At 54.9% G+C, this 22,632-nt stretch carries 19 protein-coding genes; all 19 read right to left on the reverse strand.

What is annotated here, in order from left to right; translation table 11 throughout:
* The 19 genes from AC13EY_RS17715 to AC13EY_RS17805 all read right to left on the reverse strand — a co-directional run bounded on the left by AC13EY_RS17715 (window position 1) and on the right by AC13EY_RS17805 (window position 22,255).
* Window positions 1–1,293, reverse strand: a complete 1,293-nt coding sequence (locus tag AC13EY_RS17715) for a UDP-glucose dehydrogenase family protein (protein WP_338213520.1) — start codon at window positions 1,291–1,293, stop codon at window positions 1–3.
* A 24-nt stretch (window positions 1,294–1,317) separates the two neighbouring features.
* Window positions 1,318–2,199, reverse strand: a complete 882-nt coding sequence (gene galU / locus AC13EY_RS17720) for a UTP--glucose-1-phosphate uridylyltransferase GalU (RefSeq protein WP_335599071.1) — start codon at window positions 2,197–2,199, stop codon at window positions 1,318–1,320.
* A gap of 293 nt (window positions 2,200–2,492) precedes the next feature.
* Entirely contained in the window at window positions 2,493–3,671 is a 1,179-nt protein-coding gene (locus tag AC13EY_RS17725) for a DegT/DnrJ/EryC1/StrS family aminotransferase (protein WP_482877017.1), read from the reverse strand.
* 59 nt (window positions 3,672–3,730) lie between these two features.
* Entirely contained in the window at window positions 3,731–4,348 is a 618-nt protein-coding gene (locus AC13EY_RS17730; protein WP_482877019.1) for an acetyltransferase, read from the reverse strand.
* Window positions 4,345–4,941: a sugar transferase gene (locus AC13EY_RS17735; protein ID WP_482877021.1), complete on the reverse strand. Its 597-nt coding sequence runs from the start codon at window positions 4,939–4,941 to the stop codon at window positions 4,345–4,347. Before AC13EY_RS17735 ends, AC13EY_RS17730 begins: the two co-directional genes overlap by 4 nt.
* On the reverse strand, window positions 4,938–6,065 hold the full coding sequence (locus AC13EY_RS17740) for a glycosyltransferase family 4 protein (RefSeq protein ID WP_285677759.1): 1,128 nt from the start codon (window positions 6,063–6,065) through the stop codon (window positions 4,938–4,940). The genes AC13EY_RS17735 and AC13EY_RS17740 overlap by 4 nt, the downstream gene beginning before the upstream one ends.
* Window positions 6,062–7,222 (reverse strand): hypothetical protein, encoded by a 1,161-nt coding sequence (locus AC13EY_RS17745; RefSeq protein WP_482877023.1) that lies wholly within the window; start codon window positions 7,220–7,222, stop codon window positions 6,062–6,064. Before AC13EY_RS17745 ends, AC13EY_RS17740 begins: the two co-directional genes overlap by 4 nt.
* Window position 7,223: 1 nt before the next feature.
* A complete protein-coding gene (asnB, locus tag AC13EY_RS17750; RefSeq protein WP_482877025.1) occupies window positions 7,224–9,152 on the reverse strand; it encodes an asparagine synthase (glutamine-hydrolyzing) in 1,929 nt (642 codons plus the stop codon).
* Window positions 9,152–10,261 (reverse strand): glycosyltransferase, encoded by a 1,110-nt coding sequence (locus tag AC13EY_RS17755; RefSeq protein WP_285677762.1) that lies wholly within the window; start codon window positions 10,259–10,261, stop codon window positions 9,152–9,154. Before AC13EY_RS17755 ends, asnB begins: the two co-directional genes overlap by 1 nt.
* Window positions 10,258–11,367 carry a glycosyltransferase gene (locus tag AC13EY_RS17760; RefSeq protein WP_482877027.1) on the reverse strand — a complete coding sequence of 370 codons (1,110 nt, stop codon included), beginning with the start codon at window positions 11,365–11,367 and terminating at the stop codon, window positions 10,258–10,260. The genes AC13EY_RS17755 and AC13EY_RS17760 overlap by 4 nt, the downstream gene beginning before the upstream one ends.
* An 83-nt stretch (window positions 11,368–11,450) precedes the next feature.
* Window positions 11,451–12,032, reverse strand: coding sequence for an acyltransferase (locus AC13EY_RS17765; protein ID WP_285677765.1), 582 nt, complete (start codon window positions 12,030–12,032; stop codon window positions 11,451–11,453).
* Window positions 12,029–13,315: a lipopolysaccharide biosynthesis protein gene (locus AC13EY_RS17770; RefSeq protein WP_482877029.1), complete on the reverse strand. Its 1,287-nt coding sequence runs from the start codon at window positions 13,313–13,315 to the stop codon at window positions 12,029–12,031. Before AC13EY_RS17770 ends, AC13EY_RS17765 begins: the two co-directional genes overlap by 4 nt.
* Window positions 13,315–14,412 (reverse strand): DegT/DnrJ/EryC1/StrS family aminotransferase, encoded by a 1,098-nt coding sequence (locus AC13EY_RS17775; RefSeq protein ID WP_285677767.1) that lies wholly within the window; start codon window positions 14,410–14,412, stop codon window positions 13,315–13,317. The genes AC13EY_RS17770 and AC13EY_RS17775 overlap by 1 nt, the downstream gene beginning before the upstream one ends.
* A complete protein-coding gene (locus AC13EY_RS17780; protein WP_482877031.1) occupies window positions 14,409–14,996 on the reverse strand; it encodes an acyltransferase in 588 nt (195 codons plus the stop codon). The genes AC13EY_RS17775 and AC13EY_RS17780 overlap by 4 nt, the downstream gene beginning before the upstream one ends.
* Window positions 14,993–15,943 (reverse strand): Gfo/Idh/MocA family oxidoreductase, encoded by a 951-nt coding sequence (locus AC13EY_RS17785; RefSeq protein WP_285677769.1) that lies wholly within the window; start codon window positions 15,941–15,943, stop codon window positions 14,993–14,995. Before AC13EY_RS17785 ends, AC13EY_RS17780 begins: the two co-directional genes overlap by 4 nt.
* Window positions 15,944–15,972: 29 nt before the next feature.
* On the reverse strand, window positions 15,973–16,995 hold the full coding sequence (locus AC13EY_RS17790) for an NAD-dependent epimerase/dehydratase family protein (protein ID WP_482877033.1): 1,023 nt from the start codon (window positions 16,993–16,995) through the stop codon (window positions 15,973–15,975).
* A gap of 78 nt (window positions 16,996–17,073) precedes the next feature.
* On the reverse strand, window positions 17,074–18,351 hold the full coding sequence (gene tviB / locus AC13EY_RS17795; protein ID WP_482877035.1) for a Vi polysaccharide biosynthesis UDP-N-acetylglucosamine C-6 dehydrogenase TviB: 1,278 nt from the start codon (window positions 18,349–18,351) through the stop codon (window positions 17,074–17,076).
* 93 nt (window positions 18,352–18,444) lie between these two features.
* A complete protein-coding gene (gene glmS / locus AC13EY_RS17800) occupies window positions 18,445–20,274 on the reverse strand; it encodes a glutamine--fructose-6-phosphate transaminase (isomerizing) (RefSeq protein ID WP_482877037.1) in 1,830 nt (609 codons plus the stop codon).
* 571 nt (window positions 20,275–20,845) lie between these two features.
* Complete coding sequence (locus AC13EY_RS17805) at window positions 20,846–22,255, reverse strand: MBL fold metallo-hydrolase RNA specificity domain-containing protein (protein WP_482877038.1); 1,410 nt, start codon at window positions 22,253–22,255, stop codon at window positions 20,846–20,848.
* Window positions 22,256–22,632: the final 377 nt, after the last annotated feature.

Consider the following 22,632-nt stretch of genomic DNA (forward strand, 5'->3'; position numbering starts at 1 on the left):
TCATCGCCGTCCTATGCCGTAGTAGGTAAAGCCGTTCTGCTTCATAAACGCCGGATCCCATACATTGCGGCCGTCGAGCAGCAGTGGCGCGGCCATCAGCTCGCGCAGGCGCGGCAGATCAGGGCTCCAGTAGGCTTTCCATTCGGTGACCAGCATCAACGCATCGGCACCGGCGACTGCCGCATACGGGTCCTGATGCAGCACCAGATCATCGCGCTCACCCGCCCAACGGGCCAGCGTGTCTAGCGCACGCGGGTCGTGCACATGCACCTCAACACCCTGGGCCCAGAGCGCCTCAAGCAATTTGAGCGCAGGCGCATTGTTGATGCGCGAGGTTTCCGGCTTGAACGCCACGCCCCACAGTGCCACCTTGCGGCCGCGCAGGTCGGTACCGTAATGACGCCATAGCTTGCGAAACAGCACCTCCTTCTGGCGCTCGTTGATATTCAGCACCTCATCGAGCAGCTGAGCCGCCAGGCCGCTGCCTTCGAGGGTCGAGGCCAGGCTCATCACATCGCGGGAGAAACTCAGCCCGCCGAAGCCGCAGCCGGGATACAGGTAGGCATCACCAATCCGCCGGTCAGCGCCCATGCCCTGGCGCACCTGTTCGATATCCACATCCAGGCTGTCAGCCAGATTGGCCATATCGTTCATGTAGCTCAAACGCGTGGCGAGCATGCCGGTGATCGCCAGTTTGGTGAACTCCGCCTCACGCGGGCGCATCGGCATGATGGCGTCGCGGCGGCGGTTGAATGGCCGCAGCAGCTCGGTTACCAGTTGGCGGGCCCAGTCGGCATCAGCGCCCAGCAGCCAGCTGTCGGCACGCATGAAGCTTTGCAGCGCATTACCCTCGATCAGCAGATCCGGCAGGCTGACCACCGCCCCCGGCTGCGTCGGCGGCGTATCGCAGTCGAGCAGGGTTTGTTGCAGCAACTCGCTGCTGCCCACCGCAAAGGTGGACTGGTTCACCACCAGCCAGCGCCGCGTGCAGCGCTCCGGCAACGCAGCGATCAGCGAAAGAGCCTCGGGCATACTGTCCGGGTTCAACGCCAGCCAGATCACCGCGGACGGCTGCGGCGGTGCGGCGAGCGGCGCAAGCATCAGTCTGCCGCCTTGCATCTGCTCAGCCATCAGGTCTGCCAGCCCAGCCTCCCGAAAGGGGCACTCGCCACGCTGCAACTGCTCGGCATGCGGACCGGCCGGCAGATGCAACTGCACCTGGTTACCGGTCGAAGCCAGCGCCGTTGCGCTGACCAGGGCGCACAGCGTGTCACCGTAAACATCAACCTGCATGGTGCCTGTCCTCAGCCCGCGCGCTTACTGCGCATAGCGGGCCAGCAATCCCTTGAAATCCTGCCCCAACACCGGATGCTCCAGCCCGTAGGCCAGTGTCGCTTCCAGATAACCCAGCTTGCTGCCGCAGTCGAACGAGCGGCCACGCATGCGATAGGCCTCTGCCCCGGTCTGCTGCATCAATGCCGCAATCGCATCGGTCAGCTGAATCTCGCCGCCGGCGCCCGGCTTTGTTGCTGCCAGCAGCTCGAAGATCTCACCCGGCAGCACATAGCGGCCCACAATCGCCAGATTGGAGGGTGCCGCCTCACGGGCGGGCTTTTCCACTACCTGCTGCATCAGCGCCTGCTTGCCCTGATGCAACTGCGCGCCGCCCAGATCAACCACACCGTATTGATGCACCTGCTCCCACGGCACTGGCTCAACCATCACCTGCGCCTTGCCGGTAGCGACAAAACGCTCGGTCATCGCCTGCAAATCAGACACCGCCCCCGCCTGGGCCACCAGCACATCCGGCAGCAACACCGCAAAGGGCTGATCGCCCACCACCGGGCGCGCGCAGGCCACCGCGTGACCCAGACCCAGCGCACGGCCCTGGCGCACCGCCGTAACCTTCAGCTCCGGCGGCGCAATCTCGCGCAGCACCTGCAGCAGGGCATCCTTACCGCGCCGTGCCAGCTCGGCCTCAAGCTCGTAGTTAACGTCAAAGTGATCTTCAATGGCCTTCTTGCTCGCGTGGGTCACCAGCACAATCTCGTTGATGCCCGCCGCCAGCGCTTCCTCAACCACATACTGCACCACGGGCTTGTCCACCACGGTGACCATTTCCTTCGGAATCGCTTTACTGGCCGGCAAAAACCGCGTGCCCAGCCCCGCTACGGGTAAAACAGCCTTGGTAACCTTCACGGCAACTCCTGATTATTCAAGTTCATTCATCCTGTGGGGGGCGCAACGCAGACTAGCACGCAGCCACAACCGGGCACGGCATGCCGTGTCCCTACGAGTCGACGGCGGCATTACCCACCTGCGGTGCTTCGCACACATTGCCCACGCACCAAACACACTGCACCCGTAGGGACGCGGCATGCCGCGTCCGCACAAAAACTCATAACCCAACCAAGCAAAATTGGCACCACCCCAACGGGTTCAATACGCCACCAAAGAACGTCAACCCCTCTAAAACGGCGATCCCGAAACGATCAACGATGCCCAGCTTGCGCCAGAACTTGCTCAATCACTGCACAGGATTTGGTCATCTCCGCCTCGGTCAGCGTCGGGTGCACCAGAAACATCAGGCTGGTCTCACCCAGCTCACGCGCCACCGGCAAACGCTCCGCCGGCCGCCAGCCGGTATCGTCAAACGCCTTTTCCAGATACACCTCGGAACAGGATCCCTGAAAACAGGGCACGCCTTCGGCCACAATCGCCTCGATAATACGGTCACGCGTCCAACCAGCAGCCAGCTTATCCGGCACCACCTGAACGTAACACTTGTAATGGGCATGCACACAATCGGCGGGGAATGCCGGTACGCGCACAACATCAAATGCGCGGCAGGTATTCCAGATACGCTCCGCATTGCGCGTGCGCGCCGCCGTCCAGTCGGCCATGCGCCGCAGCTGAATTCGCCCGATCACCGCCTGCAGTTCGGTCATGCGCCAGTTGGTGCCAAAGCTTTCGTGCAGCCAGCGGAACCCCGGCGGATGCTCGCGTTCATATACCGCCTCCCAGCTCTTGCCGTGATCCTTGTAAGACCACATGCGCGACCACAGTTCGCGGTCGTTGGTCGTCACCATACCGCCTTCACCGCCGGTGGTCATGATCTTGTCCTGACAGAACGACCACGCACCCACATGCCCAATGGAGCCGACCGAACGCCCCTTGTAACGGGCACCGTGCGCCTGTGCACAATCCTCAATCACGAATAGACCGTGTTTGGCCGCCAACGCCATGATCGGGTCCATATCGCACGGCCAACCCGCCAAGTGCACACAGATGATGGCTCTGGTGCGCTCGCTCAGCACCGCTGCAATGGTTTCGGCAGTGATGTTCTGCGAGTCACGGTCCACATCCGCAAACACCGGCACGGCACCTGCGGTGACAATGCTCGAAGCGGATGCCAGAAAGGTACGCGGCGTTACAATTACCTCGTCACCCGGCCCAATGCCCAGCCCCTTCAGCGCGAGGTCCAGCGCCTGCGTGCCATTGGACAGCGCAATGGCGTGACTGCAGTCGGCCCAGGCAGCAAACTCCTTCTCAAATTCGCGCCCCTCCTGCCCGGTCCAGTAATTGACCTTGTTGGACAAGAGCACCGCCTGCAGCGCGTCGGCTTCTTCTGAGGTGAACGACGGCCAGGGTGAGAAAGGGGTGTTAAGCATGGATGAAAGCCCTTAAAAGACAGACCGAGCAGCCATTACTGCTCGGCAACAATAGAGAATTAACGGGGGCGTGCTGGAACGCCAACCAAAGTCACGCCGTCAGCTGTATTAGCGACAACGGCAGCACCCGCACCAACCACAACATCACTGCCGATCTGCACCAACTGCCGAACACTGGCGCCAATGCCAACCCAGCTTCTAGCCGCGACAACAACCCCGCCAGCCAGATTGGCCCCAGGGCTGATATGCACCCCATCGGCGAGCACACAGTCATGGTCAATAGTGGCCCCCGTATTGACGATGACACCTTTGCCAAGTTCACTGTCAGCGTTAATGACTGCGCCCGCGAAAACGACTGAACCAGCACCGATACGTGCATACCGGCTGATGTAAGCCGAGGGGTGCTGCAACACAGGCACCTGCGCCCCGGCATTCAGCAGCTGATGGAGCTTGGTCAAACGGATAACATTGTTGCCGATTCCCACAAGCACACCCTGAAACTCGGCAAGACGCGCAATAAGTTCAGCGGTGCCGCCGATGACCGGCCAATGACCGTTAACGGCCAGCGCTGGCCAGCGGTCATCAAAGAAACTGACCTGATCCCAGCCGCAGACCTCGGCGCAGTCGGCAATCACCTTACCGTGACCGCTGGCACCCAGCACCGCAAGGTGCTTCACGAGTCGCTCCCAGTGAACTTCGACATGGTTGCCTCTCCTTCCGCGCTAATGCCATCACGCACCAACACTTTTTTAACGGTAAGAAACAACACCTTGATATCCAGCCACAACGAACGGTTATCCACGTACCAGACGTCCAGCTTGAACTTGTCTTCCCAGCTCAGCGTGTTACGACCATTCACCTGGGCCCAACCGGTAACACCCGGCCGCACCTCATGCCGTCGAGCCTGCTCGGCCGAGTACAGTGGTAAATACTCCATCAACAAAGGGCGTGGCCCCACCAGACTCATATCGCCTTTAAGCACATTCCACAACTCAGGCAACTCGTCCAGGCTGGAAGAGCGCAAAAACTGGCCGAAGGGCGTTAAGCGTTCGGCATCAGGCAGCGGGTTACCGGCAGCATCCAGAGCATCTTTCATGGTGCGAAACTTGATCATCTCGAACGGCTGGCCATTCAAGCCGGGGCGCACCTGTCGAAATAACACGGGTGAGCCCATCTTGCGGCTGATTTGCCAAGCAACATAGCCAATAACCGGAGCCAGCAACAACAACGCACAACCCGACGCAACAATATCGAATGCGCGCTTGATCATTGAATCCCCATTTCCTTGAGCATGACAGCATTCACTTTATGCACATCGTACTTCTCCTCCGCGATTTCACGCGAACGCTTACCCATGCGAACAGCCAGATCAGGGTCTTCAATAAATCGCGTCATAGCGTCGACCAACGCATCAACCGACTTCACAGGAACCAGAAAACCGTTCTCACCATCAATGACCGTTTCACGGCAGCCTGGCGCGTCGGTAGTAACAATAGCGCGGCCCATAGCCATGGCTTCCAGAACACTACGGGGAGTCCCCTCTCGGTAACTGGGCAAAACGAAGACGTGCGCTTGTGCGAGAACATCACGCACATCGGAAAGATGGCCGTGCCATACTAAACCTCCGGACTTGGACCACTCCGTTGCTTCCTCCTCCGATATTCCATTTGGATTTGAGTCTGAACCGCCAACGAGATGGAACTCCACGTCAGGCCGGAGAGCATGAAGGTAGCGTGCCGCAGCAACGTACTCCCGGATACCTTTATCTCCGAGCAATCTCGCAACGAGCAAAAATCGCATAGGTGGAGCGGGTAGTGGCTGGAGGACAAAATGATCTAAATCAACACCCGACCCCGCAACCAGTCTCACCGGAACCCTTGAGGGCAAGAGGCCAAGGCTATTGAACTCATTACGGTCATCTGGATTCTGAAAGAAGACCAAAGTAGATTGTCTTAAGGCAATCCAATAAAGGCTACGTGCCAGGCGACCGACAATCCGACGTACGCCGCTAGCTCCGCTGGTGAACGCATAGCCAAGACCTGTGATTAAGGCAACTCGATTCCGCACATTCACAATCCGGGCTGCTATAAGGCCCCAGACAACAGGTTTTACAGTGTAGCCGATGAACAGGTCTGGACAAATCCGGCGCATTAAACCCATAAGCGCATAAACTGTCCGGAGGTCCGCAATTGGATTAAGCCCTGAGCGTAACAAAGGCACGGCGTGGCAGTGGACCCCCCGCGACTCAAGCCAGTCTTTGGTTGGTTGGTCCAGATCAAGGCCTGGCGCCACAGCGTGAACTGTATAGCCCCTACCGCACATTTCCTCAATCAGAGCGCCCCGGAAATTGCGCAACGAAGGTGCAAATGAAGCAAGGATGAGAATCTTGGTCAATGTACAGACTCACTATTTCTAGAGTGATTCGAGCCACCTTTCCAAATCGAGAAAAGTAGGACAATTAGCATTGGCAAGAACATTGTTTTCTGCCTGATCGCGATGCCGAGATTGGCCGTTGTGCTAGCAAGCACGAACCAAGCTCCCAGAACAAAGAAAATATAAAATGCAAAGGCAAAACGATTCAGATTAGATCGTGTACGCTTCAGTCGGAAAGCAACAACCAGAAACAGCAGCAAGAGCAATAAGTTTTCGAGCGAAACAGCAAAACTCAAAAGGCTGTTCGCATCAAAAAAAAGCGGCCGAAACAAGTAAGTAAATAAGCGCATTGGCGGAGACATTCCAGCAATATCGACTGAGCTGCCCCCCTCAAGATTGTATCCTTGGCGCTCTTCAAAATAATTAGTAATATCGGCAACCCCGGTGGCATCTCCAAGGCCGGCATAACTCAGGCCAAACTGAACACCCGCGACACTTAGTGGAATTGCTGCCAACAGAAGAAGTAATTTCTTAATGGCTCCCATTTGGGAGGAAACCAGCAGAGCAAGGCATAGCGCTATAAGAAAGATACCTGCCATATGCGGCCTAGGTATCAGAAAGAGAACAGCCCCAAGCCCTATTGCCGGGAAACGTCTACCTGGATCCAAAGCAGCCCAAGTCACAAGACCTGCGGCCATGAAGGTCAGGGCGTCTTTACCTATTGCTGAACTCCAAAAACTCAAACCTGGCAGATATAAAAAGAACACGCTAAAGTTTCGAATATGACGAGAGCTGTTGCGAGTCACCTCTTGCACCCCAGAAGCAAATGCAAGAAGACCTATATAACCAAATATATTAAATACAAGAAAGGCATTTCCATACGAGAAACCCAACCCTTGTGAAAGCAAGGCAGTTATGAAGTATATCCCAGACGTACCAAAGCTGAAATCAAATTCATACTCAAGCGAATTAAGATAATACAGAGTCGAATCAGCAGTATTATTCAGCGAATACCAAATATAGAAAACACAAAAAAAACTATGCCAAAGATAAAGCGAGATAGCCCTACCATTAGAAACTTGAAAAATACGCCTTTGTGCGAAAGCAACAAACACCCCCGCAAAAAAAATAAAAAATGCAGAAATTACATGCCACGCTGTGTCTGCAAATACAAGCATCTCAAATAACCCTAGAGTTAGATTCAAGCCACGCCTGAAACATCAGCACGGTCCATAGTTGGTGATGCCACCGACGCTTCCCCGTTTGATGCTCATTCCACAACGTGCGCACCAGTCTGGTATCAAAGTACCCCCCCCTATTTAGCGCATCTTCACTCAGCAAAGTCTCTGCCCAGTCCCTAAGAGGCCCCCCAAGCCAATGTTCGATAGGGATGCCGAAGCCCATCTTTGGGCGTTCAAATAGTTCTCTGGGCACATGACGGGCAAGAACTTCACGCAATGGCCATTTCATTAGACCCTGACGATTCTTGATGTCGCACGGTAAGCGCCAAGCATACTCAACGACCCGGTGATCAAGCATTGGAACACGCGCTTCCAAACTGACAGCCATGCTGGCTCTATCGACCTTCGTCAGAATATCACCGGGGAGGTAGGTCAACGTATCGAGATACATCATGACCTCACGAAAGTCTTCAAGCTCCGGCCAGTCTTCCGCTCTGCTTAATAAAGTACCTGCTTCCGTAGCGCCCAGTAGCAGTGAGTCCGGTGCCTGAAATTGGGAAACCAAGCTTCGATAATAGGCCTTACCTTCCGAATGAGACAACACATCCCCTAGCTTTCGAAGGCGGTCACCAAGGGCAGGATATTGAAAACGCTTCGGCATGTTCTGCATAACCCGATCAATCGCATGCGATGGTGCATGCGACAGAAGTGCAGCGAATATTTTTCGCACAGGTGCGGGTAATCGACGCAAACCACGATAGAGATTGAATCCCTGACCATAACGGTTGTATCCGCAAAACAGCTCGTCCCCCCCATCGCCGGACAAGCTAACGGTGACAGATTCTCGTGTCATTTTAGACAGTAAGTATGTAGGTATCTGAGAGGAATCTGCGAATGGCTCGTCCCAGAATTCAGGTAGTAGCGGGACGACATCCAACGCATCTTGGGGGCTGACATAAAGCTCGGTGTGATCCGTGCCAAGATGTGCCGCAATAGCCTTGGCGTGTTCTGCCTCGTTGAAACCTGGGACATCAAAACCGATGGTGAAGGTTTTAATCGGCTTATGAGATTGCGCCTGCATCATAGCGACTACTACGGAAGAGTCGATGCCTCCAGACAAGAAAGCGCCCAAAGGAACGTCAGCCTCCATTCGCATACTAACCGCATTAAGAAGTAAGGACTCAAGTTCCTCAATCACCTGAGGGGTTGGCTCAGTTCTGCGCGGTAAGTTAACCGCCTCCTTCAAAGACCAGTAGGGAACTGGGCTCTTCGCAATACCGGACTCAACTTCAACCCAATGAGCCGGAGGCAGCTTAGCGATCCCCTCATAGATACATAACGGATCAGGTACGTACGCATGGCGCAAATAGGTTGCAACAACATCGCGATCAACCCTACCAGACCATTCCGGGTGCGCCGTCATAGACTTGAGTTCAGAAGAGAATAGGAACGAGTTCCCCGAACGACCATAAAACAGCGGCTTTTCACCAAGGCGATCTCTAGCCAAAGACAAAACCCGCCTAACGTTGTCCCATACAGCAAACGCAAACATACCGTTTAACCGAGGCAAAGCACCTTCTAATCCCCAGAGTTGCAAGGCAGCCAATAGCGTCTCGGTATCAGAGTGCCCCTTCCAACCAAACCTCCAACCAGCTGCATTGATAGTACGCCTCAGTTCTAAATGGTTATATATCTCGCCATTAAAAACGAGCACAAAGCGCCCATCAGCAGACAACATTGGCTGACGACCCGCGTCACTTAGATCAAGAATTGCTAACCGTCGATGCGCTAAAGCGACGCCGGCTTCCGCATCAAACCATACTCCCGCACCATCAGGGCCTCGATGGCTGATCTGATCTGCCATTCGTGTTGCGATGTGCTCGAATGCTGACGTACCGTGACTAATAAAACCCGCAATCCCGCACATCAAACTGACTCCTTAAGTACAGACCGATAGAGGGCGCTGTAACGCTCTACCACCGATGAAACCGAATAATGGTTCGCTATCCTGTCACGAGCAGCTATGCCGCGCTCTCTAAGAGTTATTGGCGCACAGGAAAGCGCCGCGTGAAGGGACGCAACTAGACCCTGAAGATCACGCGCAGGTGAAACCCATCCGGTATTCCCAACTATTTCACGCGCATCGCCAACGTCTGTTGCGACGCAAGGTACCCCCGTAGCCATCGCCTCGCCGATAACGTTTGGGAAACCTTCGGTACGTGATGAAAGACAAAAAAGATCCATTGCTCGCATCAAATCCTGTACATCCGCTCGCTGTCCCAACAACAAAGTGTTGTGGTCAGGTGGATTGAACCGATCTAGATCTCGGCCTACTGCCAGCAGCCAAGCATTCTTGTGCGTTTTGGAGATGGTTCGAAATGCCCTAAAAAGAAGCTCCGGATCTTTTTCTAAGTGACCTCGACCAACATAGCCGATCACAATGGCATCCTGCGGAATAGCAAGAGAGTTACGAACCTTTTTGCGGGTATCTTCACACGGAAACCACATTTCTGTATCAAACCCATTCGGTAAATGAACTGCTCTATCACCCTTGTAGCCATGTACAGCAAATTGAGTGCGAGAACGTGCAGAATTATAAATTATGGCGTGTGGTGCGCCTGAAAGAGCCGCCTCAAGCCGGACCAATCCACGCTTCATCCAGGATTCGTCTTTCAGAGTGTCAAGACTGGTGCGTTGGTTCCAAAGAAGGCTGGCATCTCGATCGCCGCAACGCCAAGCAAGCATTGCGGCTAAATTGCCATGGAGCATCCAACCTTGCAGTATATCTGCGGGCTCCTCAGATACCGCAGCAAGCAATCTCCGGAAAGCACCGATAGTAGGCTTACCGGGATTCATATCAAGACACGTAACTGGAACCTCTGCCTCACGCAATAACGGGCCATAATGGCCTGGCCCCATAAGCGAAATTACACGATTACAGAATTCCCCTTCGAGCCCATTTGTCAGTAAGGTATACAACGCACGCTCAGCGCCACCGACATTAAGACCGGTGATTATATGAGTGATCGACGTCATTCAGACCGCTCGCCTAAGAAGGAGGCTAGATAATTTGAGAACCTTTCAAGATTATGATTGCGCTGAATATGGTTGGCGTTTTCAATGGAAGGGCGAAGATCCTCGTTAGCTAGCCGAAGGTAAGAAATAAAGTCCTTAGCATCCCGTGATCTGACAACTGCATTTAAAGGTTCGCTCTCTGGAAGCAACAGCCTGGTATCACCCTCATCTGTCGCGATAACCTTACAGCCCATCAACATCCCCTCCATAGCAGCCTGTGATGGATAATTATCAAGCTCCTGCAATGAAAAAAAGACATTTGCCGCCTGCAAGGTCTCTGAGAAGCATTCAAAGTTGCCAAAACGCGCCACTTCGACGCCGACTTGCTTGTTTATTTGCTCCATTCGATCACGCACTTCAGTTTCCAAAACACCTTTCCCAAAAATGACTAGCTTGGTGACCGAGCCGTAGGCCTGCCAGTAATCTAAGACAATATCTAAAGCCAAAAGAGGGTTTTTATTCTTCTCAAGGGCACCACAAAAAACGGCGAGGACATCCTTACTGCCTCCGGAAAACTCACCAAGACTGTCTTTCTTAGACGGAAAACTACAGGGCGATACTGAGATCTTATCCTTCCACCGATCAAGGTCATGCCCAGGATTGAGGACATCGATAGCATCCACAGAGTCGAGCAATTCCACCCATCTTCTACGGTCTGCATCGCGTCCATAGCTGGCCATTTCTAAGGTTCTGGAAGCGAATGTACATGACGTACGGGTTCTAGAAATACGAGCCGCAAGCAGAATGGGTTTAAGCAACCGGCCGGCCCCTGCTATATGGACCTGTCGGTAGCGCCCAAAGGCAACTTTTACAAGTAGAAAGCAAAGTAAAAACCAGGATCTAAACGGAATATTCCTTTCAGTATCCTCAATCAAGTGAATTTTCGCACCTGCCTCAAAACCAAACTCATCTCCGAGACTCCGAGTCGCAAGAAGTTCAACATTAGCTCCAGACTCAATCAGCTTAGCACCAACCAAGCTAAAACGCTGTGCCATGCCACCTACTGCGCCTTTTTTCTTAAAAAGAATCGAGACGATCAAAGCTGGCTTTCTTGAAAAGTATTTCATTCGGATACCAATGGGGTAAAAAGCCGTTTCACCAAGAGCATCATAAAGACTGCCAAGGCAAACTAAATTTCACGAAGACACTACTAAACAACTTTCCTTATCACTCGCGCGGGATTCCCTGCAATGATACACCCACCTTCAGTGAAGGACTTTGTAACGACTGAGCCAGCCCCAACAATTGTTTTATCGCCAAGCGTAACCCCTGGCAAAATAACCGAATTCATACCGATCCAGCAGCCTTCACCGATAATTACATTTTCACCCTGCACATGCTGATCCAGATTAACAAGGTCATGGTTGGCCGTAATAATTCCAACGTTTGGAGCAATATAGGTTCCACGACCAATAACTATATTTCCTGAAAAGTTTTGCAAATAGATCCCCGGAGATTGGAAATTATTGAGATCATCAACATGAAAATCAATATTCATAGGATTGGATATTTTTGCCCTATGACTAATAGGAAACCTGCACACTGGCTCTAAACGCAAGATATTGCGAGTCCAAATGCAATGAAACCCCCAAATGTAACCGGAAAAACCATCTTCAAAATGGCGCCCCCTTAAGAATTCGCGATCAAAAAACGCCCCCAAGATCAGCTTCATTAACGGTTTAAGCTTCAGAGCAGCAGCCTTCACAATCCTTCTAACGATACTACTTTTCACTCGAGCTCCCTTTTTAAAGACTCGGCCTGCGAAGCATGAACAAAAACAGCACAGCATAAGGCATAGAACACCGCGGATGATACAGCAAACATTTCTACTGCGGAGATGCCTAAAGTCATCGAAAGAATGACAGCACCTATGCGAACTACCGCACCGCTAAATGTGAGGATCAACATTCCTCGTTGCCGCCCTACAACAAACATCACCATTGACACTGGCGATGCAATAAACTGAAAAGCCATCCAAGGAGCAAGCCACGCCACAATCTCTCCGGAACGAGCCCATTCAACACCAAATATCCACGGAAATAAAATGGGGGAAAGAAGGGCGGCAGCGACAAGAGGACCAGTACCTATTATCACCAGCCTCTGCATAATTGAAAAAGTAAAATACGCCAGTCTTCCCTGTCGAAATTCTTCCGGCGCCCGAGACATGTAGACTTGCGAAATTGATGCACCCAGAAGAGTCATAGGCGCCGTCATGATTTGCATAGCAAGCAGGAGAAAGCCCGCCTCACTACCTCCATATGCTGCAATGAGTAACACCGGCACTTGAATACCCGCGATATTAAATAAGGCCTCGGGCGTTGAATAAAGAGGATAACGATAGTATTTGCGTAGTGCTGCTCTCATCCTATTTGGACATATACTACGTAGGGTTCGGCGGTCGGACCGCACTGCCTGAAATGCAAGAGTCACCCCACCTGCGCCAGTATTAAGCGCGTTACCCAACAAAAGACCTAGAGGAGCCATGCCTGCCCATCCGAGCGTAAGAATGGTGGTCACACCAGTCACTGCCTGCCCGACCCGCGTTCGCGCTATCGCTCCGAAGCGTCGCGCACGAGTGGCCCAGAATTGAAACGCAGCATAGCTGCCGGCCAAGGCGACCCCAAGCGGAACCAACCAGAGATGAGGGGCAATTTCGGGCTTACCGAACAGCTGAGCCAGAGGGGATGGCATTGTCAAGGTCAAGAGCAGCGCTATACCAGAAACGACAAATAGCGCAGTCAGTGCAAGAGCTAATAGATTCGCAGCATCTGTCTCATCGTCCGCCAGAGGAATAGCAACTTCAAGCCGGAAACACGCCATCACTGACACAAGACTGACAAGCGAAAGATAGACCGCAAGAATGGCAAAATCCTCGGGCGCGTATAGCCGAGTGACCAAAGGCAAAGCAGCAAGCGAAAGAGCACGACCGAGAACCGTTCCTAATGCCAGCTTCAGAACATCGCGCAGGAAGCGGCCACTCGCAAGATGGCGTACCTTGCCAGCAATTCCCTGCATCAAAAGACACTCGCTCTTGCGGCGGCAAGAGCAAAAGCAATCTGTTTGATATGCTCTTGCAATAGGTAGGGATGCATAGGCAAGCTCATGACTTCAGCTGAAGCCCGGTCTCCATGCGGCAAACTGGAGGACATTACAGCCACCGCGGGTTGACGATTTAAGGGTAACGGGTAGTGCACGGCTGTCGGCACTCCGGCTACCTTAAGAGCGGCCTGCAACGCATCGCGATTATCCACGCGTACCGTGTACTGAGCCCAAGCGCTAGTGCAGCCCTTCATGATACTCGGGGTCGTGATACCAAGTTTCGCCAACGCAGTATGATAAGCCTCAGCCACTTTCTGACGGGCTGCAATCTCATCATTCAGAATAGTAAGTTTGGGTAGGAGGATTGCCGCCTGAATCGTATCAAGCCGTGAGTTCACCCCAACACGAACATGACGATAACGTTCTTCTTGACCGTGGCGAGCGATCTGTCTAATCACCTTGGCAAGTTCGGGATCCGAAGTAAAAATAGCTCCGCCATCACCGTAGCACCCCAAGGGCTTGGACGGAAAGAAGCTGGTGCAGCCAATAGTCGTCAGATTACCAGACTTCTGGCCCTTATAGGTAGCGCCAAAACTCTGGGCACCATCTTCTATCACCACTATACCGTACTTTATTGCAATAGCATTGATCGCATCATAATCAGCGGGCTGGCCGTAAAGCGATACCGGAATGATCGCCTTGGTTCTCGAAGTGATCGCCTCTTCAATTAACGCTGGATCAACGTTATATGTGACCGGGTCGATATCGACATAAACAGGCTTTGCGCCTAGCACAGATGCGGCTTCCGCCGTCGCGATGTATGAAAAGCTGGGGGTGATCACCTCGTCGCCGGGGCCAACTCCAAGCGCCATCAGTGCTATCTGAAGCGCATCAGTGCCATTTGCGACGGTGATGCAATACTTCGCCCCACAATACGCTGCGAGCCTTTCTTCAAGCTCAGCAACCTCAGGCCCAAGAATGTACTGGCCATGAGCCAGGACTCGGCTAATGCCAGCTTCGATTTCTGTGCGCAGCCTGTCTTGCTGTGCGGCCAGGTCCACAAACGGGATCATGCGCACGCCTCCACCCGGGTAACACAATTACCTGATAATACATACCGATCTCCGGTATGTGGACAAGCCGTTTCTGCTTCTCCCGAAAGTGGTAAGTCGAGACGCTCTCCATAGGCGCTCATCCAGGCTATTTGGCGAGCCGGAACGCCTACCATAAGAGCAAAATCCGGTACGTCACGCTGAACCACAGCACCGGCTCCGACGAAAGCAAAAGCGCCAATTTCCACCCCACAAACAATGGTGCAATTGGCGCCAAGCGTGGCGCCTTTTTTCACCAATGTATTGCGGTATTCACTCTTTCGTTCGATTAGAGAGCGGGGATTATAAACATTGGTAAACACCATGGACGGGCCACAGAAAACGCCCTCTTCGAGCGTCACATTGTCGTAGACCGAAACGTTATTTTGAATTTTGCAGCGGTCACCAATAACGACTCTATTGCCGACAAACACATTCTGGCCAAGGGACACACTCTTACCAATTCGCGCCCCGCCACAAACATGAACAAAATGCCAAATACGGCAGCCTTCGCCAATCTCCGCGCCTTCATCAACAATAGCGCTTGGGTGGGCCTGGTAACTCATTTTTTCACCTTCAAAACAAAGGGGTGTTGATCTCCACCGCTCTGGGGTGTGGCATTGCGGATATTCGAAACCGTCTCAATGGCAACACGGTTTTCCTCCAGCCCGAAGCCGCGGCCGGCAATAATCTCCTCGTAGCTTCGGGTATGTAGATCAGTAAACCCTGATGAAAACTCGATCTCCTGTTGATCCACTGTGATCGATCGGAAAGTACGTTGACCCTGTTCACGAACCTGCGCAGGAACGTCGTTGATGTCGATAGATAAAAACCAGCGTACGCGAGCGCGCTCATACTCTAGATAGCCAGCAGCGCGCGTATCCTCAGAGAGATGAACCTTAATATCCTGCAACCGACCAAAGAGGAAGTGCAGCATATCGAAGAAATGCACACCAATATTCGTGGCTATGCCGCCAGATTTCTTTTCGTCACCCTTCCAGCTTTGCAGGTACCAGTGACCGCGAGAGGTTATATAGGTCAGGTCGACTTCATGTTTTTTCCCCTTGAGCTCGGTCAAGATTCGATCTTGCAGCGCACAAATAGCCGGATGCAGGCGCAACTGCAAAATGGTATTGACCTTATGCCCGGTATCTCGCTCGATATCAATGAGCCCATCAATATTCCAGGGATTCAATACGAGAGGCTTCTCACAAATTGCATCCGCACCTGAACGCAAAGCAAAGCGCATGTGAGAGTCGTGCAAATAATTGGGCGAACATATCGAAACATAATCTACTTTTTTCTCACTACCCGAACGCCGCAAACGATCCAAGTGTCTATCAAAACGCTCAAACTCAGTAAAAAAGTCCGCGTCTGGAAAGTGACTATCAATGATTCCCACAGAATCATTTGGGTCCAAGGCTGCGACCAGTTCATTGCCGGTCGCCTTAATCGCCTGCATGTGACGCGGCGCGATATAACCAGCGGCACCAATTAACGCAAACTTCTTCATTTTAATTACCCCGAAGCTCATGCTAAAAATTAATTAGCAGAAATATACCAAGCGATTGCTTTCCTTAGGCCATCCCTTACAACAAAAACCGGATCATACCCAAGTTCAATCTTTGCCTTTTCTATACTTGCCTGGGAGTGCCTAACATCCCCCACCCTGAACTCTGCATGCCGTAGACTGACGGCAACTTTAAGCCCCTGATCCAGCAAAGCTGCCTCTATCTCTGAGACAAGCTGATTCAAGCTTGTTCTATCTCCAACAGCAACATTATAAACCGATGAGGCTGCTGCTTCTTCTTCAACTGTCGCAGCAAGCAAGTTGGCCTGGATCACATTTTCCACATAGCAAAAATCACGACTTGTTTCACCGTCACCATTAATCTGGATTTGTTCGCCCTTGATTATTGCCGAAATCCATTTTGGTATTACCGCCGCATAGGCCCCGTCCGGATCCTGGCGTTTGCCAAATACGTTGAAGTAACGCAGCCCGATGGTGTTGAAGCCGTAGGTTTTGGCGAAAACGTCTGCATACAGTTCGTTCACGTACTTGGTGACTGCATAGGGGGACAGCGGCTTACCAATCACATCTTCTACTTTTGGCAACCCCGGATGGTCGCCGTATGTTGAGCTGCTAGCTGCATAGGTAAAGCTGTCTACCTTGGCGTCGCGGGCGGCTACCAACATATTCAGGAAGCCATCAATGTTGGTGGCGTTGGTGGTGATTGGGTCATTGATGGAACGCGGCACTGAGCCAAGTGCGGCCTGATGCAAGACGTAGTTCACACCTTCGCATGCCGTACGGCAGTCATCGAGGTTGCGGATGTCCCCTTCTATAAAGCGGAAGCGTGCCCATTGTTCAGCGGTTACGAGGCTTTGCACTTCATCCAGGTTGCGTTGGTAGCCGGTGGCAAAGTTGTCCAGACCAATGACGGTCTGATCCAGTTTGAGCAGGGTTTCCAGCAGGTTGGAGCCGATAAAGCCGGCAACGCCGGTGACCAGCCAGGTCTTAGGGTCTTGAGGCAGCGTCTGCAGCAGTTCTTCGTAACGGGTCATGGTGTTGTTCCGTAAAAACGATCAAGCCGGTTCGGCCATCGGGCGAACCGGCTTTGGTATCTGGTTATCGGGCCGCGCTTACAGGCGCAGGTCTGACTGGCCCTCTGGCAGTACATATTTCAGGTCATACAGCACATGCTGTGCCTTCCCGAGTTTACGGTAGTCCTTTTCGCTCATGGCAGCGAACTGCTGGTGGGCTACTGCGAGCACAATGCCGTCGTAACTGCCAGGTTGGGGCTTGGCTATCGGGGTAATGCCATACTCGTGCTGCGCCTCTTCAGCTGACACCCAGGGGTCGTATACGTCGACCGCAATGTCGTATTCGGCCAGTTCGCGCACGATGTCGATCACCTTGGTATTACGCAGATCGGGGCAGTTCTCCTTGAAGGTCAAGCCCATGATCAGTACGCGGGCACCTTCTACGTGGATGCGCTTTTTAAGCATGCCCTTGACCAGCTGAGATACGACGTAAGCCCCCATGCTGTCATTCAGGCGGCGGCCGGCCAGGATGATTTCCGGGTGGTAGCCGATGGCCTGGGCCTTATGGGTGAGGTAATACGGGTCTACGCCAATGCAGTGACCACCCACCAGGCCGGGACGGAACGGCAGGAAGTTCCATTTGGTGCCGGCTGCCTTGAGCACGGCCTCGGTATCAATGCCCATCTTGTTGAAGATCACCGCAAGCTCGTTGATCAGGGCGATGTTCAGGTCACGCTGGGTATTTTCAATGACCTTGGCGGCTTCAGCGACCTTGATGCTGGTCGCCTTATGTGTACCTGCGGTGATGATCTGGTTGTAGAGCGCATCCACAAGATCTGCCACTTCAGGGGTGGAACCGGATGTTACTTTCTTGATGGTGGTGACGCGGTGTTCCTTGTCGCCCGGGTTGATGCGTTCGGGGCTGTAGCCGGCGAAGAAATCCTGATTGAACACCAGGCCGGATACCCGTTCCAGCACCGGAATGCATTCTTCTTCCGTTGCGCCGGGGTAGACGGTGGACTCGTAGATAACAATGTCTCCGTGCTTAAGCGTTTTGCCGATGGTTTCCGACGCCTTGCGCAGGGGCGTCAGATCGGGTTGCTTGTGCTCATCAATGGGTGTGGGCACTGTGACGATATAGACGTTAGCCGCTTCAAGGTCGGCAGTATCGGCAGAATAGGAAAGCAAGCAGGCTTGCTTGAGCTCCTGATCGGAGACTTCCAGCGTGCTGTCATGGCCTTCGCGCAGGGCATTGATGCGCGATTGGTTGATATCGAAGCCGATAACCGGGCGCTGCTTGCCAAACTCGACCGCCAGCGGCAAGCCAACGTAGCCGAGGCCGATGATCGCGAGTTTGATGTCTTCCAGTTTGTGCATGCTGTTATCCGTATTGCGTTGACTATGTATAGAAGAAGATTCTGCGCACCGTCACTGGCAACCGTTCGGCTGCGACCAACGGTGCAAGTGGGGCTACTCCACCGTGACCGACTTGGCCAGATTACGGGGCTTGTCTACATCCGTGCCCTTGATCAGGGCGACATGGTAGCTGAGTAGTTGCAGTGGGATGGTGTACAGAATCGGAGAAACAGTTTCGTACACCCAGGGCATGGCGATGTGGGTGATGCCTTCACCGTCGTCAAGCGCGGCGCGTTCGCAGGCGAAGTTGATCAATTGCCCGCCGCGGGCGCGGACTTCCTGCAGGTTGGACTTGAGCTTCTCCAGCAGGCTGTCGCTGGGGGCGACGCTGACGACGGGCATGTCGTCGTCGACCAGGGCCAGTGGGCCATGTTTCAGCTCGCCGGCGGCGTAGGCTTCTGCGTGAATGTAGGAAATTTCCTTGAGTTTGAGCGCCCCTTCCATCGCGATGGGGTAATGCGGCCCGCGGCCCAGGAACAAGGCGTGATGCTTTGCCTGAAACTGCTTTGCCAGCTCGGCAATCGCCGGGGCCAGCTCCAGTGTGTCGCTGATGCGGGACGGCAGGCTGCGCAGGGCGCGCACATTGGCGGCGATGATTTCAGGGGCTCGCTCACGCACCTGGGCCAAGGCGGTGGTCAGCCACAGCAGTGCAGTGAGTTGGGTGGTAAACGCCTTGGTGGAGGCCACACCAATTTCAGGGCCGGCATGGGTCAGCAACCGCCAGTCTGCCTCACGCACCAGGGAGCTGCCCGGCACGTTGCAAATCGCCAGGGTGCCCAGGTATTGCTGCTCGCGGGCATAGCGCAACGCAGCCAGGGTATCGGCCGTTTCTCCGGATTGGGAGATGGCGATCAGCAGAGTGCCTTCTGGCACACAGACCTGACGGTAACGGTATTCGCTGGCGACCTCGACCTGACAGGGCAGGCCCGTCTGCTCTTCTATCCAGTAGCGGGCAACCATACCGGCGTGATAGCTGGTGCCGCAGGCGACGATGTGAATATTGCGGATCAGCGGCAGCTGGCTTTCAGCCCCGGGGCCCAGGGCGGCGGTGAGGACATGATCATCCGCGAGCAGGCCATCCAGCGTGTCGGCGATGGCGGCGGGCTGCTCAAAGATTTCCTTGAGCATGAAGTGCTGATACTCGCCCTTTTCCATGCTCAGGGCCGCGTGCTGGTATTGCTGCACGGCGTGCTGCACAGGCTGGTTCTGCTTGCTCCAGATCTGGCAGTCGTCACGGGTCAGCCGGGCGTGTTCGCCTTCATCCAGATAGATAAAGCGGTCGGTCACCTGCAGCAGGGCCAGGGGGTCGGAGCCGATGTAATGCTCGCCGCTGCCGACGCCGATGACCAGCGGGCTGCCCATGCGGGCGCAATACAGGGTGTCGGGTTCATCCTGATGGATGATGCCGAGGGCAAAGGCACCGCGCAGTTCGGCCAGCGTGCAGCGCAGGGCGCTGAGCATGTTCTGCTGACGGCCGTAGTGGTGAGCCAGCAGGTGGGCGACCACTTCGGTGTCGGTCTCGGAGGTGAATACGTAGCCAAGTTCCTGCAGCTGCAGGCGCAACGGGTGGTGATTCTCGATGATACCGTTGTGGACGATAGCCAGGCGGTCGGAACAATGCGGGTGGGCGTTCTGCTCACTGGCCTTGCCGTGGGTTGCCCAGCGGGTATGGGCGATACCCAGTTGGCCCGTGAGCGGTTGCCGGGCAAGCCGTTGCTCCAGCTCGGCGACCTTGCCGGTGGAGCGGGCCCGATTCACCGCTCCGGCAGCATCGAGCGCGGCGATGCCGGCCGAGTCGTAACCGCGATACTCCAGCCGCCGCAACCCCTCCAGCAATACCGGGGTCAGATCACGCGTGGCGATGCCACCAACAATTCCGCACATACCGTCAATCTTCCTTTGCAAGACTCGTGTCCCGTCACGAGGGGCAGTCGATTGCCGTTCGAGCAACGCGCAACCACATGGTTCAGCGCTGACTGCCGACTAGCACAGGCAAACCCTGAAAACCGCGATTGGCTCACATCTTCAGGGTCATCCTGAAGTCGCCTGAACAGCTCTGGCATGCGTCTCGAAGCAGCTCAATAGATGGCTTATTGCCACCAGCTTTTGACGAGAGGCGGGATCATAACCAGTGAGTCAAAGATGATGCAAGCAACATTTTGACGCTGGTTTGCGCCGGGATTCTAACAGTCAAAACGTATGTTCGGGCAATAATACAAATGGATTATCGAGAATGATTCCCACGCAGTGTACGACGAATGGTTGAGGGCCTGTCGGTGCGGAGGGGGCGGCCACGACATGTCGTGGCCCTACATTCGGGTTGGGTGCACATTGGGCACAGCACGCTGTGCCGCGACAAAGGGCGGTGCGCGGGATGGTTTTCTGCGACGCCGTGATGTGTCTTGCACCAGCCGTAGGGACGCGACATGTCGCGTCCGTTGTGGCTGGCCCAGGGTCAGTCTGCAATCACAACGTTCAGCGACCGATCATGCGCTTTGGCATCAGCCCGCAGCTGCGCGGCCAACTCGGCTTTGGCTGCTGCGTCCCCGTGAACCAAACGCACTTCCCGCGGTGCAACCGGAATGTCGCGTACAAAGGCTACCAGCCCGGCCTGATCGGCGTGGGCGGAATAGCCTCCCAGTGAATGAACACCGGCGCGGATGGTGTAACGCTGACCGTCGAGTTCAACATACCCACCGGCGGGGCCGTATTGCTGGATGGCGTGTCCGGGTGTGCCTTTGGCCTGGTAGCCGACAAACACGACGTTGTGCCGTACATCACCCAGCATGGCCTTGAGGTAGTTGACCACCCGGCCGGCATTGCACATGCCGCTGCCGGTAATCACCACGGCCGGCTGGCGGGTGCTGACCAGCCGGTTAAGCATCCGCTGGTGCTGGGCATGAGTCTGCACCTTAAGCAGTTGATCAAAGCCGAGGGGTCGCCGGCCGGCGGCAAGACGTGCCTGCCCTTCTGCGTTCCAGCTCTGGCGCAACTCGCGGTACAGGGCGGTAAAACGCCCGGCCAGTGGTGCATCCAGAATGACGGGGATCTGCTGCCACTCGGGGTTGTCGTGCATGATGCCTTCGAGTTCGTAGAGCAGCTCCTGGGTACGGCCAATGCTGAAGGCCGGCACGATCACGGTACCGCCATCGGCCAGCGCCTGTTCCAGCACCCGCTGCAGGCGGGCACGCCGGGTGGCGCGATCTTCGTGCAGACGGTCGCCGTAGGTGCTTTCCAGGATCAGCAGGTCGGCGCGCTCGGGTGGCTGGGGCGGTTCGAGCAGCGGTGCGCCGGCGGCACCAAGATCGCCGGAGAAGACCACACGTTGGCTGCGCTGTTCCGGCGGATAGTCGATATCGATTTCAACATAGGCCGACCCGAGAATATGCCCGGCCGGTTGGAAGCGCACCCGACAGATTAGGTCGCCACGGGTAATGAGGCTGACCCACTGCCCGTAGGTGTGCCCCTGGAGTAACGCGGAGACGACGGCGACATAACGCGAGGCCAGCGCCGCATCCGGGCGCACGCCTACCCGGAAGGCATCCTCAAGCACGGCAGGCAGCAGCAATGCCGATGCCTCGGTGGCATGAACAGCCCGATCAAAGCCGGCTGCCAGCAACCAGGGCAAGCGCCCCACGTGATCAACATGGACGTGGGTGAGCAGCAGTGCATGAACCGAGTCGAGGGAGAACTCGATGGCGAGCTGATCCTGGCCGGCACCGGCGCCGGAGGTCTCGGCGCCCTGGAATAGGCCGCAGTCGATCAGCAGGCTGTCGGCGGGTGTCATCCAAAGCTGGTGGCAGGATCCGGTCACGCCATTGACCGCGCCATGGTGCTGCACCCGCGGATAGGGGTGTTGGTTCATCAGCAAATTCCTTTTGCCTGGTTGTTATTGTCTGTTGCCGCAATCCGGCGGCGTATTGCATGCCCAGGATCATAAACGGATATGCCGGGCGATTCGGCGAACCCGGTCACGACGTGTGGCGAGCCTTGAGGACGCAGGTAGTGTCGGTGATTGGCATGATGCGGTTTGATGTGTAACCCATGTGCCCGGTTAGTACCCCCTCCACGTCATGCCACGAAGGCCCGTCATCCCCGCGAAGGCGCACTGCTGTCCGGAATAAATTCATAGCGGCAGAGCACCCTGCATCCTGGTCCATATCAGCTGACGCCGTTGCCTTCGTTGCAGCAGTTGGTGATCCGTCTCTTTGCGCTGAAACAAGCCTGCTCTCAGTTCGGTGA

It is taken from the genome of Halopseudomonas sp. L-58, from assembly GCF_056859475.1.